General features: G+C 70.9%; 13 protein-coding genes. 7 read left to right on the forward strand and 6 right to left on the reverse strand.

Annotated features, from left to right (window positions below):
* Positions 1–33 precede the first annotated feature (33 nt).
* Positions 34–2,991 carry a vitamin B12-dependent ribonucleotide reductase gene (locus VGE38_RS13485; protein ID WP_331143065.1) on the reverse strand — a complete coding sequence of 986 codons (2,958 nt, stop codon included), beginning with the start codon at positions 2,989–2,991 and terminating at the stop codon, positions 34–36.
* Positions 2,992–3,202: 211 nt separating this feature from the next.
* Entirely contained in the window at positions 3,203–3,688 is a 486-nt protein-coding gene (gene nrdR / locus VGE38_RS13490; protein ID WP_331143066.1) for a transcriptional regulator NrdR, read from the reverse strand.
* Positions 3,689–4,070: 382 nt separating this feature from the next.
* Between nrdR and VGE38_RS13495 the strand changes: the two genes are divergently transcribed.
* A complete protein-coding gene (locus tag VGE38_RS13495) occupies positions 4,071–4,457 on the forward strand; it encodes a hypothetical protein (protein ID WP_331143067.1) in 387 nt (128 codons plus the stop codon).
* A 10-nt stretch (positions 4,458–4,467) separates the two neighbouring features.
* Here VGE38_RS13495 and VGE38_RS13500 read toward each other — a convergent pair whose 3' ends face one another.
* Both VGE38_RS13500 and VGE38_RS13505 read right to left on the reverse strand, forming a co-directional pair.
* A complete protein-coding gene (locus tag VGE38_RS13500; protein ID WP_331143068.1) occupies positions 4,468–5,280 on the reverse strand; it encodes a sigma-70 family RNA polymerase sigma factor in 813 nt (270 codons plus the stop codon).
* 277 nt (positions 5,281–5,557) lie between these two features.
* Positions 5,558–5,908 (reverse strand): LysM peptidoglycan-binding domain-containing protein, encoded by a 351-nt coding sequence (locus VGE38_RS13505; protein WP_331143069.1) that lies wholly within the window; start codon positions 5,906–5,908, stop codon positions 5,558–5,560.
* A 272-nt stretch (positions 5,909–6,180) separates the two neighbouring features.
* Here VGE38_RS13505 and lexA point away from each other — a divergent pair, with 272 nt between their 5' ends.
* The 5 genes from lexA to VGE38_RS13530 all read left to right on the forward strand — a co-directional run bounded on the left by lexA (position 6,181) and on the right by VGE38_RS13530 (position 12,395).
* Positions 6,181–6,939 (forward strand): transcriptional repressor LexA, encoded by a 759-nt coding sequence (lexA, locus tag VGE38_RS13510; RefSeq protein WP_331143070.1) that lies wholly within the window; start codon positions 6,181–6,183, stop codon positions 6,937–6,939.
* A 60-nt stretch (positions 6,940–6,999) separates the two neighbouring features.
* Positions 7,000–8,550 (forward strand): alkaline phosphatase D family protein, encoded by a 1,551-nt coding sequence (locus VGE38_RS13515; RefSeq protein ID WP_331143071.1) that lies wholly within the window; start codon positions 7,000–7,002, stop codon positions 8,548–8,550.
* Positions 8,550–9,839: an alkaline phosphatase family protein gene (locus tag VGE38_RS13520; protein WP_331143072.1), complete on the forward strand. Its 1,290-nt coding sequence runs from the start codon at positions 8,550–8,552 to the stop codon at positions 9,837–9,839. Before VGE38_RS13515 ends, VGE38_RS13520 begins: the two co-directional genes overlap by 1 nt.
* Before the next feature lie 131 nt (positions 9,840–9,970).
* Positions 9,971–10,825 (forward strand): phosphatase PAP2 family protein, encoded by an 855-nt coding sequence (locus VGE38_RS13525; RefSeq protein ID WP_331143073.1) that lies wholly within the window; start codon positions 9,971–9,973, stop codon positions 10,823–10,825.
* A 10-nt stretch (positions 10,826–10,835) separates the two neighbouring features.
* Positions 10,836–12,395 carry an MXAN_6640 family putative metalloprotease gene (locus VGE38_RS13530; RefSeq protein ID WP_331143074.1) on the forward strand — a complete coding sequence of 520 codons (1,560 nt, stop codon included), beginning with the start codon at positions 10,836–10,838 and terminating at the stop codon, positions 12,393–12,395.
* Between the two features lie 3 nt (positions 12,396–12,398).
* On the opposite strand, the gene VGE38_RS13535 is transcribed toward VGE38_RS13530, so the two are convergent.
* Positions 12,399–14,306 (reverse strand): ATP-dependent DNA helicase, encoded by a 1,908-nt coding sequence (locus tag VGE38_RS13535; protein ID WP_331143088.1) that lies wholly within the window; start codon positions 14,304–14,306, stop codon positions 12,399–12,401.
* 337 nt (positions 14,307–14,643) lie between these two features.
* Between VGE38_RS13535 and VGE38_RS13540 the strand changes: the two genes are divergently transcribed.
* On the forward strand, positions 14,644–16,449 hold the full coding sequence (locus VGE38_RS13540; RefSeq protein ID WP_331143075.1) for a BCCT family transporter: 1,806 nt from the start codon (positions 14,644–14,646) through the stop codon (positions 16,447–16,449).
* 48 nt (positions 16,450–16,497) lie between these two features.
* Here VGE38_RS13540 and VGE38_RS13545 read toward each other — a convergent pair whose 3' ends face one another.
* Positions 16,498–16,866, reverse strand: coding sequence for an MmcQ/YjbR family DNA-binding protein (locus tag VGE38_RS13545; protein ID WP_331143076.1), 369 nt, complete (start codon positions 16,864–16,866; stop codon positions 16,498–16,500).
* Between the last annotated feature and the right edge of the window lie 72 nt (positions 16,867–16,938).

The raw sequence follows: 16,938 nt of genomic DNA on the forward strand, positions 1-16,938 counted from the left end.
TGTGGCGCTCCTCCGTTGGGACCGGGCTAGCGATCAGCTGCAGCCGCTGGTGCTTCCGCAGCCCTCGCAGACGTAGCACGAGCCCGCGGGCCGCATCTTGGTGCCGCAGGTGAAGCAGAGCGGGCTGTCGACGGCCGTGCCGCTGATGAGCTCGAGGAGCTCGGCGGTGGTGTGGGCGGCCTTGGGGGTGGCCTGAGTGGTCTCGACACGACTCGCTGCGCTCGTCGGCTCGACCACCGAGGCGGAACCCTCGACCACCGAGGAGGAGCCCTCGGCCACCGAGGAGGTCGGCTCGACGATCTCAGCGTCGACCGGGGTCTCGGCTCGACCAACGGAGTCGTCCGAGGCGAGGAGCTCGGCGGCGCTGCCGGTCTCGACGACGGGCTCATACGAGCCGGTCTCGAGGTAGCGCTGGCGCTCCTCGGCGGTGTAGATGCCGAGGGCGGAGCGCTTCTCGAACGGCAGGTAGTCCAGCGCCACCCGGCGGAAGACGTAGTCCATCAGCGACTGCGCCATCCGGATGTCCGGGTCGTCGGTGAGGCCGGCCGGCTCGAAGCGCAGGTTGGTGAACTTCGAGACGTAGGTCTCCAGCGGGACGCCGTACTGCAGGCCGATCGACACCGCGATCGAGAAGGCGTCCATGACACCGGCCAGCGTGGAGCCCTGCTTGCCGAGCTTGAGGAAGATCTCGCCGAGCTCACCGTCGTCGTGCGCCCCGGAGGTCATGTAGCCCTCGGCGCCACCCACGGTGAAGGAGGTGGTGCGCGAGATGCGCGACTTCGGCAGGCGCTTGCGGGTCGGGGCGTAGACGACCTTCTCCACGACCGTGGTCTCCGCCGCGGCAGCCGCGGGAGCCTCGGACGACTTCTTCGCCGAGTCGGACTTGCCATCCGACAGCGGCTGGCCGACCTTGCAGTTGTCGCGGTAGACGGCGGTGGCCTTCAGGCCCATCTTCCAGGAGTCCAGGTAGACCTGCTCGATCTCCTCGACCGTGGCCGACTCCGGCAGGTTGACGGTCTTGGAGATCGCACCCGACAGGAACGGCTGGACCGCGGCCATCATCCGCACGTGGCCCATCGGGGCCAGGGCACGGGCGCCCATAGCGCAGTCGAAGACCTCGTAGTGCTCCGGCTTGAGGCCGGGGGCGTCGATCACGTGACCGTTCTCGGCGATGTAGTCGACGATCGCCTCGACCTGCTCGTCCTGGTAGCCGAGCTTGCGCAGCGCCCGCGGGACGGTCTGGTTGACGATCTGCATCGAGCCGCCGCCGACGAGCTTCTTGAACTTCACCAGCGAGAAGTCGGGCTCGATGCCGGTGGTGTCGCAGTCCATCATGAAGCCGATGGTGCCGGTGGGCGCGAGCAGCGAGGCCTGCGCGTTGCGGTAGCCGTTCTTCTCGCCGAGCTTGATGACGTCGGCCCACGCCTTGGTGGCGGCCTTGAGCACGTCGCCGTCGACCGAGCTGATCGAGCGGACCTCGTCGTTGGCGGCCTGGTGCTTGCGCATGACCCGCTTGTGGGCCTCGGCGTTGCGCGCGTACCCGTTGTAGGGGCCGACCACGCCGGCGAGCTCGGCGGAGCGCTTGTAGCCCGCGCCGGTCATCAGCGAGGTGATCGCCGCCGCCATCGTGCGGCCGCCCTCGGAGTCGTAGCCCAGGCCCATCGCCATCAGCAGCGCGCCGAGGTTGGCGTAGCCGATGCCGAGCTGGCGGTAGTCACGGGTGGTCTGGCCGATCGCCTCGGTCGGGAAGTCCGCGAAGCAGATGGAGATGTCCATCGCGGTGAAGACCAGCTCGCACGCCTTCTGGAACCGCGCGGCGTCGAAGGTGTCGTCGGCCTTGAGGAACTTCAGCAGGTTCAGCGAGGCCAGGTTGCACGAGGAGTTGTCGAGCGACATGTACTCCGAGCACGGGTTGGACGCGGTGATGCGGCCGGTCTCGGGGTTGGTGTGCCAGTCGTTGATGGTGTCGTCGTACTGCAGGCCCGGGTCGGCGCACTCCCACGCCGCGACCGCCATCTTGTGGAACAGCTCGCGGGGGTCGACGGTCTCGATGACCGAGCCGTCCTTGCGCGAGCGCAGGCCGAACTCCTTGCCCTCCTCGACCGCGCGCATGAACTCGTCGGTGACGCGGACGGAGTTGTTGGCGTTCTGGTACTGCACCGAGGTGATGTCGCGGCCGCCGAGGTCCATGTCGAAGCCGGCGTCGCGCAGCGCGCGGATCTTGTTCTCCTCGCGCGCCTTGGTCTCGATGAACTCCTCGATGTCGGGGTGGTCGACGTCGAGCACGACCATCTTGGCGGCGCGACGGGTGGCGCCACCGGACTTGATGGTGCCGGCCGAGGCGTCGGCACCGCGCATGAAGGAGACCGGGCCCGAGGCGGTGCCACCGGAGGACAGCAGCTCCTTGGAGGAGCGGATGCGGGAGAGGTTCAGGCCGGCGCCGGAGCCGCCCTTGAAGATGAAGCCCTCCTCCTTGTACCAGTTCAGGATGGAGTCCATCGAGTCGTCGACCGACAGGATGAAGCAGGCCGAGACCTGCTGCGGGGACTTGGTGCCGACGTTGAACCAGACGGGGCTGTTGAACGAGAAGTACTGGTGCACCAGCAGCCAGGTGAGCTCGCGCTCGAAGGTCTCGGCGTCGGCGGCCGAGGCGAAGTAGCCGTTGTCGATGCCGGCCTTGGTGTAGGTCAGCACCACGCGGTCGATGAGCTGCTTGAGGCTCTGCTCGCGCTCCGGGCTGCCGACGGCACCGCGGAAGTACTTCGTCGTGACGATCGTCGAGGCGTTGACCGACCAGAAGTCGGGGAACTCCACGCCACGCTGCTCGAAGACGGTCTCGCCGGTCTTCCAGTTGGTCTGGACGACGTCGCGCCGCTCCCAGGTGATCTCGTCGTAGGGGTGCACACCCTCGGTGCTGAACACCCGCTCGATGTGAAGCCCGCCCCGGGTCTGGCCGCCCTTGGAGGCCTTTCCGCTCACCGTCTCGGTCATGTTCGCTTCGATCCCGTCTGTCGAGGTTGCTGTTGCGTTGCTGCTGGTGGTGCTGGGGTGTCGCTGGTGGTGCTGGTCCTGCTGGGGAGTCTCCCCGGGGCCACCGACATCGCGTCTCGACTCTTGTCTCAACGCATCCGAGGGCCCCGATATGCCGCTGTGAGGGGCCCGGGCAGGTCGCTTCCCCACGCCTGCCCGGGCCGTCTGTGGGTCAGCCCGCTGGGGCCGAGGTGAGGACGGGCTCGCGATCGGGCCGTTCGGCGCGCAGCACCTTGATCTCGTCCTCGAAGTCCTCCGCGCTGTCGAACTGGCGATAGACGCTGGCGAACCGCAGGTAGGCCACCTCGTCCAGACTCCGCAGCGGCGCGAGGATCGCCATGCCGACCTCGTGGGCGGGGACCTCGGCGTACCCGTTGGTGCGCAGGGTGTCCTCGACCTCCTGGCCCAGGCACTGCAGCTGATCCTCGGTGACCGGTCGGCCCTTGCAGGCCTTGCGGACACCGGCGATGGCCTTGTCGCGGGTGAACGGCTCGGTGGCGCCGGAGCGCTTGAGCACCGTGAGCTGCATCAGCTCGACGGTGCTGAACCGCTTCTCGCAGCTCTGGCACTGCCGGCGCCGGCGGATCGCGCCGCCGTCGTCGGCGACCCGGGAGTCGAGGACCTTGGTGTCGGTGTGCCGGCAGTAGGGGCAGTGCATCGCGGTCCTCCGTTCTCGGGCTCGGCCGACGCCCAGAGGGGCCTCGGTTGGGGATGGATCTGTGGAGACGGTGTGGGTAACCGGCCTCGGGCTGTGTAGGGACCACACCGTCGCTGTGCACTAGATGTGGATAGAACTACACGGATGTAATCTAGATGTAGTGGTGAGGCTAGCCGCCGACCACGAATGGCTGTCAAGCCGGATCTCGCCGGTTCGGCGTGTCGCGGCGAACTGTTACCGCTGAGGCGGAAGTGACAGAAGGGGTCCCGGGAATGGGCTCAGCCGTACGCCGCCGCGGCCGATGGTCCGAAGCTGTGCTGTGACCCGCGTCGGGTCGGGAGGTTCGTGCGCACGGCCACGCCCCATCAGCCACAATGGGCGCGTGAGCGAGCAGCCGGTCGTCGAGAAGCCTGCGTCGGGAGGCGCGGCCGGCCCCTCGACCGGCAAGCGTGCGGGCGCGCGCAGAGGCGCCCGGCCGCCACGGAAGTTCCGGCCTCGGCTGCTGGCGCTCGCACTGGCCGTGACGCTCGCCGTCGTGGCGTGGGGCTACCTGGTGTGGGCGGCGATCGACTTCGGCGCGACCGCGCGCGGCGGCGACGGCCGCGCCTGGGGCTTCCTGGCGCTGGCCTCGGTCGGCGCGATCGCGTGCCTGTTCGTCGCGCTCATGCTGCTGGCCCGGATCGGTCGCGATCTCGGACTGGTCGCTCCGGCCGAGCCGAAGCCGGCGCCTGCCACGCGTGTGCCGGGCGGGCGGCGCGCCGCCCGCTGAGCAGCAGTCGTTACAGCGACCAGGACTCGCCGCGCGCCATCGGGTCGTCGGACAGCAGTTCGCGCAGCCGCACCATGACGCGCGCGAGGATCCGGGAGACCTGCATCTGGGTGACGCCGATCAGCTCGGCGATCTCCTTCTGCGTCAGCTCCTCGTTGAAGCGCAGGCGCACGATGAGGCGCTCCCGCTTGGTGAGCGTCGCCAGTGCCTGCTCGAGCATGAGCCGCACCTCGATGGCGGCCAGCTCGTCGTCGTACGCCGGCAGCAGGTCCCCCACGCTGAGGTCGTGGTCGGCCTGCACGGGGGCGTCGAGGGAGGCCGGGGCGAAGCAGCCGTGGAGGCTGAGCGCCTCGCCGACCTCGCGCTCGTCGACGCCGAGCGCCTTCGCGATCGAGGTCGTGCTCGCGACGGCGCCGCGCGCGGCGGACTCGTTGCGGACCCGGTTGGCCGCCGCCTGCAGCTCCTGGAGCCGCCGCGGGGGCCGCACGCCCCAGCCGTTGTCCCGGAACCAGCGCTTGATCTCGCCGCGGATCGTGGGGACCGCGTAGCTGAGGAAGTCGTCGGCCTTCGCGGCGTCGAAGCGCTGCGCGGCCCGGACCAGCGCCAGGCAGGCCACCTGCTCGAGGTCCTCCAGCGGTACGCCGCGGCCGGCGTACCCCCGCGCGATGCTGCGGGCGACACCGGTGTTGATCACGACCACCTGGTCGATGAGGTCGTCGCGAGCCTCGCCCGTCTCGCCGGCGGCAGCGCGGAGCAGGCGAGCGGTCTCGGCGCGGCGGGTCTCGCCGGCGATCTGCTCCTGGGACAGCGGATTCGTGGTCACGGGCCGAAGAGTTCCCCCGCTTCTCGGCGCTTAACCATCCTGGATGCGGTTGTCACCCTCAAGGTGACGCCGCTGCAGCGCTTCCTCACCCCTAGGGGTGAGCTGCACCCCGATTTCGGCGGCTGAGCGCCGAAATGACCGCGAGGGCGGGGCTGCTTCCGAATCAGCCCCGCCCCCGTCTTCCCCAGTCCCTCCGACTGGGGTCGAGTCAGCCGGAGGAGGTATTCAGTTGTGAGATCAGGGGGCTGGTCGGTCTACGCCGTCGCCAGCACGAGGGTCAGCTCAGCGGGACGCGGAGCTGCTGGCCGACCTGCAGCGAGCCGCCCTCGAGACCGTTGAGGTCCTTGATGTGCTCGACCATCGCCGCGGTGCGACCGGCCGGAGCGGCGGCGTCGGCGATATCCCACAGCGTCTCGCCGGGGCCGACCTGCACGACGGTCACCGGCTCGGACTTCTCCGTTGCGGTCGAGCCGCCGGCCAGCACGAAGCCGGCGAGGAACACCACGGCCAGACCCATCACGAACACCACCACGCGGCCGCGCCGGGTGAGGCGGACGGTCGAGCGGGCCGCCGGGCGGACCGGGCGGACGGAGCGAATGGTGCGGGGCGAAACGGCGATCGTGCTCATCGAGGGCTCCTGGGGAAGTAGGGCTCTGTCGGGTTCGATCCGATGTCTATCGGGAGCCACCGACAGTCGCTCTGGGCCACCGTCGGAACCGCCGATCGAGCAGACGTTCGATCGAACACATGATCGAGAGTAGATCAGGTGTTCGAACGCGAGCAAGCATTTCGTCGAACATTTTTTCGAACGCTCTCGGCGGCCAAGCCGCCATCGCCAGCGACACGCGAGTTCGAACAGATGTTTGAACTACGCCCGCGCGACGGTCTACCGTGGCCCGCATGAGCACCCCGACCGGAAGCGGGCGCGGCACGGCGCGCAACGGCAGCAAGGCCAGCAAGGTCAGCGAGCTGCCCGACGGCCCTCCTGACGCCACGGGGCTGACCCCGCGCCAGCAGCGGATCCTCGCGCACCTCAAGGAGTGCATCGAGCAGCGCGGCTACCCGCCCAGCATGCGTGAGATCGGCTCCGCGGTCGGCCTGACCAGCACCTCCAGCGTGGCGCACCAGCTGAAGGTGCTGGAGGAGAAGGGCTTCCTCAAGCGCGACCCGCACCGGCCGCGCGCCCTGGAGGTCTTCCTGCCCGAGGTGCTCGCCGCGCGCAAGTCGATCTCGGCCGCGGAGGAGAGCTCCTTCGACGAGACCGGCGTCGGCGACAGCGCCCCGCCGGCGACGTACGTCCCGGTCGTGGGCCGGATCGCGGCCGGTGGGCCGATCCTGGCCGAGGAGCGGGTCGAGGCGGTCTTCCCGCTCCCCAAGGAGATCGTCGGCGACGGGCAGCTCTTCCTGCTCGAGGTCTCGGGCGACTCGATGATCGACGCCGCGATCTGCAGCGGCGACTACGTCGTGATCCGGCAGCAGCCGAACGCCGAGAACGGCGAGATCGTGGCCGCCATGATCGACGGCGAGGCCACCGTCAAGACGCTGATGCGCAGGAACGGCCAGGTGTGGCTGCTCCCCCACAACGACGCCTACGAGCCGATCGACGGCACGCACGCCACGATCCTCGGCAAGGTCACCGCGGTGCTCCGCAGTCTGTGAACGACAGCTGAACACTTCGACGGCCGCGTCACCCCGTGACGCGGCCGTCGTTGCGTCTGCGTGAAGCACTTCCGCCACGGGGTGGCGTCGGGTGACCCGCTCCCCGACGCCGTCGTGATCTGGACCCGGGTTACCCCCACACGAGCAGCCCTGCCGGGCAGCGGCAAGGGCCCGCGGGTCAGGGTCCGCTGGCAGGTCTCGACCAGTCCCCGGTTCACGCGCGTCGTCCGCAGGGGCACGTTCGCGACCGGTGCCGGCCGCGACCACACCGTCAAGCTCGACGTCACCGGCCTGCAACCGGCCACGACGTACTACTACCGGTTCGGCTATCACCGGCAGTGGAGCCGGATCGGTCGCACCCGCACCGCCCCGGCCCCGGGCAGCGCCCCGGCCAACCTCCGCTTCGGCGTCGTCTCGTGCGCCAACCTGCAGGCCGGCTGGTTCGCGGCCTACCGCGGGCTGGCGGCGCGCAACGACCTCGACGCCGTCATCCACCTCGGCGACTACCTCTACGAGTACGCGCCGGGCCAGTACGGCATGGGGAACGCCGATGTCGACGTACGCCGGCACGTGCCCGCCCGCGAGACCGTGACGCTGGCGGACTACCGCCGGCGCCACGCGCAGTACAAGCAGGACCGGGACCTGGCCGCCCTGCACGCGCGGCACCCCGTGATCGTCACGTGGGACGACCACGAGGTCACCAACGACGCCTGGGCCGGCGGCGCGGAGAACCACGACACCGGCGAGAGGTCATGGGCCAGACGCCGGCGCCACGCGCACCAGGCGTACGACGAGTGGATGCCGGTGCGCATGAGCGGCACGGCTCGGCTCGACGGCAAACAGCTCTACCGCCGGCTGGCGTTCGGCGAGCTGGCCGAGCTCACCATGCTCGACCTGCGCACCTACCGCTCCCAGCAGGTCGCCACCCCGAGCCCGGCCGTCGGCGACCCCGGCCGCACGATCGCCGGCCGGGAGCAGCTCGACTGGCTCAAGGACGGACTCTCCCCCGACCGGCCGCTGTGGCGCCTGGTCGGCAACCCGGTGATGATCGCGCCGGTCACCTTCGGTGCGCTGCCGCAGCGCCTCCAGGCGGCGGTCAACCAGGTGACCGGGATCGTCCCCGACGGCGGCGCCGCCTACAACACCGACCAGTGGGACGGCTACACCGCCGACCGGCGCGAGCTCTTCGAGCACATCGCCGACCAAGGCGTGCGCGACGTGGTCTTCCTGACCGGCGACATCCACTCGGCGTGGGCGTGCGACCTGCCGCTCGACCCGGCGACCTATCCGGTGATGGGCACCACCGCCGGGGTGGAGTTCGTGTGCGCGAGCGTCACCTCCAACAACCTCAAGGACATCACCAACACGCCGCCACGCACCAGCAGCGTGGCGGTCGAGAACGTGCTCAAGACCGCCAACCGGCACGTGAAGCACCTCGACTTCGACAGCCACGGCTTCTCCGTCCTCGACCTCACCCCGGCCCGTGCACAGATGGACTGGTACGTCATCGGAAGCCGCGCCGATCGCGACACGGCGATCACCTGGTCGGCCTCGTGGGCGACCGACGCGGGCACGGGACGCGTCCGCCGGGCGAAGGGACCGGTGGCCTGATGAACACCCCGTTCGAGCGCGGCCTCGCGGACCTGCGCACCGGCCGCCGTACGCTCCTCAAGGCGGGAGCCGCGGGCCTCGCCATCTCCGCCGCCTCCGGTGTGCTCTCCCCCGGCAGGGCGGCGGCCGGGCCGGCGCGGCGCTGCTACGTCCTCGTCATCGACGGCACCCGGCCCGAGGAGCTCGACCTCGGCGTCACGCCCAACCTCACGGCCCTGCGAGACGGCGGGCTGCGCTTCCCGCGCGCCCAGTCACTGCCGGTGATGGAGACGATCCCCAACCACGTGATGATGATGACCGGCGTGCGGCCGATCATCAGCGGCGTGCCGGCCAACTCGATCTACGACCGCGCGCTCGGCGAGGTCCGCGACCTGGACCGCGAGACCGACATCCGGGTCACGACGCTCCTCGAGCAGCTGCGTGCCGCCGGCCACTCGACCGGCACGGTGCTCTCCAAGGACTACCTGTACGGCGTGTTCGGCGGCCGGGCGACCTACCGCTGGGAGCCGTTCCCGACGCTTCCGGTCACCGAGCACTCCCCCGACGTCGTCACGGTGCAGGCGCTGCTGGCGATGGTGCGCGACCACGACCCGGCGTTCGTGTTCGCCAACCTCGGCGACATCGACCGGTTCGGCCACGCCGACCTGACCGGTGGCAGCCTGCGGGTGAACCGCAACGCCGCGCTGGCCGACACCGACGCCCAGGTCGGGCTGTTCCTCGACCACCTGCGCCGCTCGGGCAAGTGGGCCAGCTCGATGGTGATCGTGCTCGCCGACCACTCCATGGACTGGAGCCACCCGGACCGGGTCGTCAGCCTCGCGGGGCGGTTCGCCGCCGACCCGCTGCTGGCGGGGCGGGTGCAGATCGCGGACAACGGCGGCGCCGACCTCTGCTACTGGACCGGCTCCCCGGGCGACCGGGCAGCCGCCGTGGCCGCGATGTCGTCTATCGCGCGCGCCACCCCCGGCGTGCTCGAGGTGCACCAACCGCGTGACCTGAGCCTCGGCGCCAACGCCGGCGACCTCGTCGTCTACTGCAAGGCCGGCTGGCGCTTCTCCGATCCCACCCCCGTCGCCAACCCGATCCCCGGCAACCATGGCCACCCCGCCACCAAGCCGATCCCGTTCTTCGTCGCCGGCGGAGCGCGGGGGCTGCCGACGGGCGTCTCCTCCGCCTCCGTCACCACCATGGACGTCGCTCCGACGGTCGCCGCCTTCTTCGGGATCGGCGCCCCGGCGACGGGTTGGCAGGGCAGGGCTCTTATCTCACGCGGAGCATCTCAGGGGTAAGCCCGAGGTGGACCGCCGGCGCCCCCCATCCAGGGGAATCTCAGGGGTTAACCCGAGGCGCCGTAGGCACCCCCGGCGATAGCATCGCTGGGTGCCCCGATGGTGGGGTCCGGGGCCAAGAGGGGCAGCGCATGGCGTACGTCGGGGAGCGGGTCAGGTTCGTCCTCACGCGCGCCGGCGTGCGTGAGGTCGCGCTCATCGCCGTGATCTACGGCCTCTACATGGCCTCCCGGCTGCTGGCCAGCAACGACTTCGGCGACGCGATGCACCGCGCCAAGGAGATCCTGCGCTTCGAGCGGACCACCGGGCTGGACTGGGAGTCGGCGCTCAACGACCTCTTCCTGCGCCACGAGTGGCTGGGCCTGTTCGGCTCCTACTGGTACTCCACCACCCACTACATCGTCACCGCGCTCGTGCTGGTGTGGCTGTGGCGCCGCAGTCGCACCGACTACATCACGCTGCGCCGCGCACTGATGGTGGCCACCATGCTCGGCCTGGCGATGTACCTCCTGCTGCCGACCGCCCCGCCGCGCTTCGTGGAGGGGTACGTCGACGTGCTGCGACTGCACTCCGACAACGGCTGGTGGGGCGCCGACGCCTCCGCGCCGCGCGGTCTGGGCCATCTCACCAACGAGCTGGCCGCCTTCCCCTCGCTGCACGCCGGCTGGTCGCTGTGGGTCGCGCTCGTGGTCTACCAGGTGGCGCGCAACCGGTGGCTGCACGTGATCGGCTGGGCCTACCCCGCGATCACCGCCCTGGTCATCGTCGGCACGGGCAACCACTGGCTGGTCGACGCCATCGTCGGCTGGGTCGTCGTGCTCGTCGGATGTGTAGCCGTGGCACCGTTCGTGCCTATAGTCGAGGCGTCGTTCCTCGCCGCCACCCCACAACCTCGGAGTCTTCATGCGCCACGCCCGTTGGGTGGTCCTCTTCCTTCTGCTGACGGGGCTGTCGTTCGGGGTGTCGACCCCGGTACGAGCGGCTGAGGATCCCACCATGCCTTCCACGTCCGAGGCGGAGCCCGCCCCGGCGGAGTCCGACGGGGAGTCCGAGACCCCGGCCGACGTACCGACCGAGCGCGAGGAGGCGCTCGACGCGCTCGAGCAGGTCGAGGAGTTCGCCGAGCCGGTGAGCCGGCCCGTCGCCCGGGAGCGGATCCAGACCGGCGCCGGCCGCAACGTCACGATGGACCTGCGCGACCTGTCCCTGCGCATGGACGCCCTGCCGGCGAGCTCCCAGCGGGTCGCGCTCAGCAACTTCAGCCGACCCTGGGGCGACGGCGAGTACGCCACGCTGTGCGACGCGGTGCCCGACGTCGACATCTGCGTGCACTACGTGCCGAACGGGACGACCGGCGCCGACGCGACCCACGCCGTCAACCCCGTCACCTGGCCCCAGACCGTGCTCGACACGCTCGTCGCCATCGCGCGCACCTACCGCGCCGCCGGCTACCGGCTCCCCAAGGCCGACGGGACCTACGGCGGCAGCGGCGCGACCGACGTCTACCTCGCCGACGTCGCCTCCCGCGGCCAGTACGGCTACTGCACCGCGGACTTCTACGCCAGCGGTCACCCCGTCTTCGACCCGGGCCCGGGGCGCTCGGACCTGCCGGCGTTCTGCGTGCTCGACAACGACTACGCCGCCAGCCAGTTCGGCACCGACCCGCTGCGGACGCTGCAGGTGACCGCGGCGCACGAGTACTCCCACGCCGTGCAGTTCGCCTACGACTACGGCGAGGACCGCTGGTTCATGGAGGCGGCCGCCACCTGGGCCGAGGAGCAGATCTACGACGAGATCAACGACAACCGGCAGTACCTCCGCTTCAGCCAGCTCCGCTTCCCCGGCGTCTCCCTCGACCGCAACCTCGGCAGCGGCGACTTCCTCAAGTACGGCGACTGGATCTTCTTCCAGTACCTCACCGAGCGGATCCCCACCCTCACCGGACCGATGCCCAACCTCATGCTCTCGATCTGGCAGTACGCCGACAGCGTGACCGGTCCCGACTACTACTCCACCCGCGCGATCGAGGCGGCGCTGGCCCGGCGCGGCGCACGGTTCCCGCGGCTCTTCGCGCAGTACGCCCTGGCGAACCGCCACCCGTCCCGGGCCTACGCCGAGGGCAGCGCCTACCCGGTCGGACGTCCCACCCGCACGCGGGTGCTGCGCCCCAGCAAGCGGTCGAACGCCGGCGCCGTCCGCGTCGACCACCTGGCCTCCAAGACGCTCCGGTTCGTGCCGCGCCGGCTGCCGGCCAAGCGCACCCGCCTGCGCATCACGGTCGACATGGCCGACCGCGCCAGCGGCTCGGTCGCGATGGCCACCGTCTACAGCAGGGCCGGCGGCATCCGGACCCGCTTCGTCAGGCTCAACAAGCGTGGCAACGGCAGTGTCCGGGTCGACTTCAACAGCCGCCGGGTCGCGCACGTCGAGGTCGTCCTGGTCAACGCCAACCGCCGCTACAAGCAGTGCTGGACCGCCCGCACCGGCTACTCGTGCCGCGGCGTCCCGGTGCGCGACGGCGTCCTGGAGAAGTACTCCGTCCGGGTCGTCCGCTGACCGCTACCCGGTCGGCACCGGCGCCGCCGCGGCGGTCGAGGACAGCCGGGCCAGCGCCTTGCGGACCAGCGCCGGGTCCGAGGTCGGCCACATCGGCGGCAGCGAGGCGGTCAGGAAGCCGCCGTACCGTGCCGTGGCGAGCCGCGGGTCGAGCACCGCGACCACACCCCGGTCGGCGGTGGTGCGGATCAGTCGGCCCGCGCCCTGCGCGAGCAGCAGCGCCGCGTGGGTGGCGGCGATCTGCATGAAGCCGTTGCCGCCGGCCTTGTCGACCGCGCGCTGACGGGCGCTCATGAGCGGGTCGTCGGGCCGCGGGAACGGGATCCGGTCGATCAGCACCAGCTGACACGTGTCACCGGGGACGTCGAGGCCCTGCCAGAGGCTGAGGGTGCCGAAGAGCACGGTGTGCGGGTCGGCGACGAACTGCGCGGCGAGCTCGGGCAGCTGGGCGTCACCCTGGGCCAGCGTGGTCAGGTGCGGCAGCCGCTGCCGGACCGCCTCGGCCGCCGCGTCGGCGGCCCGGCGAGAGCTGAAGAGACCCAGCGCGCGGCCGTCGGCGGCGTCGATGAGCTCGGCGATCTCGTCGAGCTGGGCGGGACCCAGACCGTCGCGGCCCGGGGTCGGGAGGTGCTTGGCGACGTACAGGATCGCCTGCTTGCGGTAGTCGAACGGGCTGCCCACGTCGAGGCCGCGCCAGGGCAGCACCTCGGCGGTGCGCTCCTGCTCGCCCTCCTCCGCGGCCTTGAGGCCGAGCGTCGCGGCGACCGGGCCGAACCCGCCGCCGAGCTTGAGGGTGGCGCTGGTGAACACGACCGTCTTCTCGGTCAGCAGCTTGTCGCGCATCGGCCCCCACACCTGCAGCGGCGCGACACAGAGCCGGCTGGGGATCCGGTCGCTGCCCTCGCTGAGCCAGAGCACGTCGGACTCGGCGTTGGCCGCCATCCGCTCCGCGATCTGGAAGACCTCCTGCACGGTGCCCTTCGCCTGCTGCAGCCCGGCGTCGGGCTCGTCACCCTTGGCCTCGCCCTTGGGGTACGCCGCCAGGCAGGACCGGGCCGCGTCGCGGACCAGCACCAGGGCGTCGGCGAGGTCGGCCGGAGCGGAGTCGAGCCGGCCGGCGGGGGTCTCGAGCATGGCGACCCGCAGCGCGTCGGCGGCGTCGGCGAGGTCGTCGGCCTCGCTGCCGCTCACGTGCCGCTGGCTGCGGCGCGCCGCCCGCTCGACGTCGGCGGCGCTCAGCTCGTCGGTGGCTGCCTGCGTCACCCGGGCGACGAGCTCGTGCGCCTCGTCGATCACCACCGCGTCGTAGTCGGGGATCATCGGGACGCCCTCGATCGCGTCGATCGCGAGCAGGGAGTGGTTGGTGACGATGAGGTGGCTGCGCTGCGCCTTCTCCCGCGCCCGCTCGGCGAAGCACTCCTGGCCGAACGGGCACTTGGACGCGCCCAGGCAGTCACGGTGCGTGACGCTGACCTGCCGCCACTCCCGGTCGGTGTGGCGGGGGGCGGCGTCGCGCTCGCCGGTGCCCTGCGACTCGGCCTGCTCCTCGGCCCACGAGCGCAGCTCGAGCACCTTGGTGGCCATCTGCCCCAGGGGCACGTCGATCTGCAGGGTGCCCTGGTCGTCGGGGACGCCCTCCCGGATCCGGTGCAGGCAGGCGTAGTTGGACCGCCCCTTCAGCACCGCGTGGCTGGTGTCGATGTCGGACCGGTCCTTCAGCGCCTCGACCAGCCGCGGGATGTCGCGCTCGACCAGCTGGTGCTGCAGCGCGAGCGTCGCCGTCGCCACCACGACCCGGTCCTTGTGCAGCAGACTCGGCACCAGGTAGGCCAGCGACTTGCCGGTGCCGGTGCCGGCCTGGACGAGCAGGTGCTGCTCGCTCTCCATGGCCTCGGCGACCGCCTCCGCCATCCGGATCTGACCCTCGCGCTCCTGACCTCCGAGCGCCGCGACGGCAGCCCCGAGCGTCGTCGTCACGGGGCTGGTCTCGGCTGGCACCCGAGCACCCTAACCGCCGGAGCCGACAGATCCGCTTCCGCTCCACAGCGGCGTCCGCCGTACCACGTCCAGCCTGATTTCGGCCGACTTCCGCGCTCGGCGTGTCGGTATTCACATCACTTCGCTGGCCTGCGAAAACGCTGCACTGGGCACTGGTCGGGGGCCCGGGGAGTTGGAGCCTGGCGGAGGCGTTTGGCACCGTCGTGGAGTTGCTCTTCAGGCTCGGACCACTGAACGGGAGAACCATCTCATGACCTCGGAGCGTGTCACCGACACCGCCAAGACGGTGGCGCACGCCCTCGGCAGCCCTGCCGCAGACGTCGTGCCCCACCCCGCGCTGGACGTCCCCACGCCGCCGCCCACCAACCGGCACGGCGTGGACAAGGTCGTCTTCGGCGTCACCGCCGCCCTGGCCATCGGCTTCCTCGTCTGGGGCTTCGTGAGCACGGGGTCGCTGGCCGACGCCTCCGGCCGTGCGCTCACCTGGGTGCTGGAGGACACCGGCTGGCTGTTCGTGCTGACCGCGAGCGCGTTCGTCGTGTTCGTGATCTGGCTCGCCGCCAGCCGTTTCGGCGACATCAGACTCGGGCGCGACGACGAGGAGCCGGAGTTCCGCACCTCCTCGTGGGTCGCGATGATGTTCAGCGCCGGCATGGGCATCGGCCTGATGTTCTACGGCGTCAGCGAGCCCATCAGCCACCTCGTCACGCCGCCGCCGGGCACCGGCGAGGCCGGCAACCCCGAGGCGGTCCAGAACGCGATGGCCACCACGATGTTCCACTGGACGCTGCACCCCTGGGCCATCTACAGCGTGGTCGGCCTCTCCATCGCGTACGGCGTCTACCGCAAGGGCCGCCTGCAGCTCATCTCGGCCGCGTTCGAGCCCCTGATCGGCCGGCACGCCCACGGCGGCTGGGGCCGCCTCATCGACATCCTCGCGATCTTCGCGACGCTGTTCGGCTCGGCGGCCTCGCTCGGCCTGGGCGCGCTCCAGATCCGCAGCGGCCTGCAGGTCGTCTCCGGCATCGGCCAGACCGGCAACGCGGTCATCGTCGGCATCATCGCCGTGCTCACGGTCTGCTTCGTGCTCTCGGCGGTCTCCGGAGTGGCCAAGGGCATTCAGTGGCTCTCGAACATCAACATGGTGCTCGCCGTGACGCTCGCGCTGTTCCTGTTCGTCGCCGGTCCCACGGTGTTCATGCTCAACCTGATCCCGACCTCGGTGGGGAGCTACATCGAGCAGCTGCCGATGATGGCCGCCCGCACCGGCGCCGAGGGCGCGGAGATCCAGGACTGGCTCGGCAGCTGGACGGTCTTCTACTGGGCCTGGTGGCTGTCGTGGACGCCGTTCGTCGGCATGTTCATCGCGCGCATCTCCCGGGGCCGCACGATCCGTCAGTTCGTCACCGGCGTACTGCTCGTCCCCAGCCTCGTCAGCGTGCTGTGGTTCTGCGTCATGGGCGGCGCGGCCATCGACCTGCAGAAGAAGGGCACCGACATCGCCGGCGCCGGCGGCCTGGAGTCGCAGCTGTTCACCACCCTCGACGCGTTCCCGCTGGCCACCGTCACGACCATCCTGGTGATGGCCCTGGTGGCGATCTTCTTCGTCTCCGGCGCCGACGCCGCCTCGATCGTGATGGGCACGCTCTCCGAGCACGGCACCCAGCACCCGCGCCGGCCCACGGTGATCTTCTGGGGCGTGGCGACCGGTGCCGTCGCAGCCGTGATGCTGCTCGTGGGCGGCGAGGACGCCCTCACCGGACTGCAGTCGATCACGATCGTGGCCGCGCTGCCGTTCGTGCTCGTCATGGTCGGCCTCGCGGTCGCGCTGGTGAGGGACCTGCGCCAGGACCCGCTCATCGTCCGGCGCGAGTACGGCCAGGAGGCCATCGCCCAGGCCGTCATCGCCGGCGTCACCGAGCACGGGGACGACTTCGCCCTCGCCGTCGAGCCGGTCGAGCCCTCCGAGCCCGTCGAGCCGCTCGACGAGGACGACCTCATCGAGGACGACCCGGCGGAGCCCGCTCCCCCGGCCAAGGAACACGCGACCCGCTAACCGGTCGAGACCCGGGTTCCCGTGGGTCGAGACCCGGGTTGACGTGCGCTAGCCCGGTCGGGCCACCTGTGCGGCGAGCGCGGCCGGTGCCTGGAGGCAGTAGGAGTCGGTGAGGAGCTCCCTGAGCTCCTCCCAGTCGGTGCCGGAGTCGAGCAGCAGGCCCACCACGTTGCGGCCCCACGACGCCCGGAAGTACGGCGGCCCGAGGTGCTCGAACGCCATGACCTCGTCGGGCTCGGCACGGAACGTGATCCGGACGAGCTGGTCCTCGCCGCCGAAGAGATGGGCGACCGTCGCCGCGCGCACCCGCCATCGCACGCCCGTCCAGGCCGGCTCCTGGTAGCACTCGGGCAGGGCGGTGCAGATGGCGCCGGCCCGTCGTACCCACGTGGCGGGCGGGTCGGGTCGGGTGGGCACACCCGCAATCTGCCACAGACGAGGAGCGTCGGCGCCGGGTGACCGGGGCCACATGTCCATCGGACGCTTCTT

It is taken from the genome of Nocardioides sp., from assembly GCF_036405735.1.
Taxonomy (GTDB): Bacteria; Actinomycetota; Actinomycetes; order Propionibacteriales; family Nocardioidaceae; genus Nocardioides.

Coding starts and splice junctions, on each gene's coding strand:
- VGE38_RS13485 (WP_331143065.1), bottom strand. CDS start 2,991: ATGACCGAGACGGTGAGCGGAAAGGCCTCCAAGGGCGGCCAGACCCGG.
- nrdR (WP_331143066.1), bottom strand. CDS start 3,688: ATGCACTGCCCCTACTGCCGGCACACCGACACCAAGGTCCTCGACTCC.
- VGE38_RS13505 (WP_331143069.1), bottom strand. CDS start 5,908: ATGAGCACGATCGCCGTTTCGCCCCGCACCATTCGCTCCGTCCGCCCG.
- lexA (WP_331143070.1), top strand. CDS start 6,181: ATGAGCACCCCGACCGGAAGCGGGCGCGGCACGGCGCGCAACGGCAGC.
- VGE38_RS13520 (WP_331143072.1), top strand. CDS start 8,550: ATGAACACCCCGTTCGAGCGCGGCCTCGCGGACCTGCGCACCGGCCGC.
- VGE38_RS13525 (WP_331143073.1), top strand. CDS start 9,971: ATGGCGTACGTCGGGGAGCGGGTCAGGTTCGTCCTCACGCGCGCCGGC.
- VGE38_RS13530 (WP_331143074.1), top strand. CDS start 10,836: ATGCCTTCCACGTCCGAGGCGGAGCCCGCCCCGGCGGAGTCCGACGGG.
- VGE38_RS13535 (WP_331143088.1), bottom strand. CDS start 14,306: ATGGCGGAGGCGGTCGCCGAGGCCATGGAGAGCGAGCAGCACCTGCTC.
- VGE38_RS13540 (WP_331143075.1), top strand. CDS start 14,644: ATGACCTCGGAGCGTGTCACCGACACCGCCAAGACGGTGGCGCACGCC.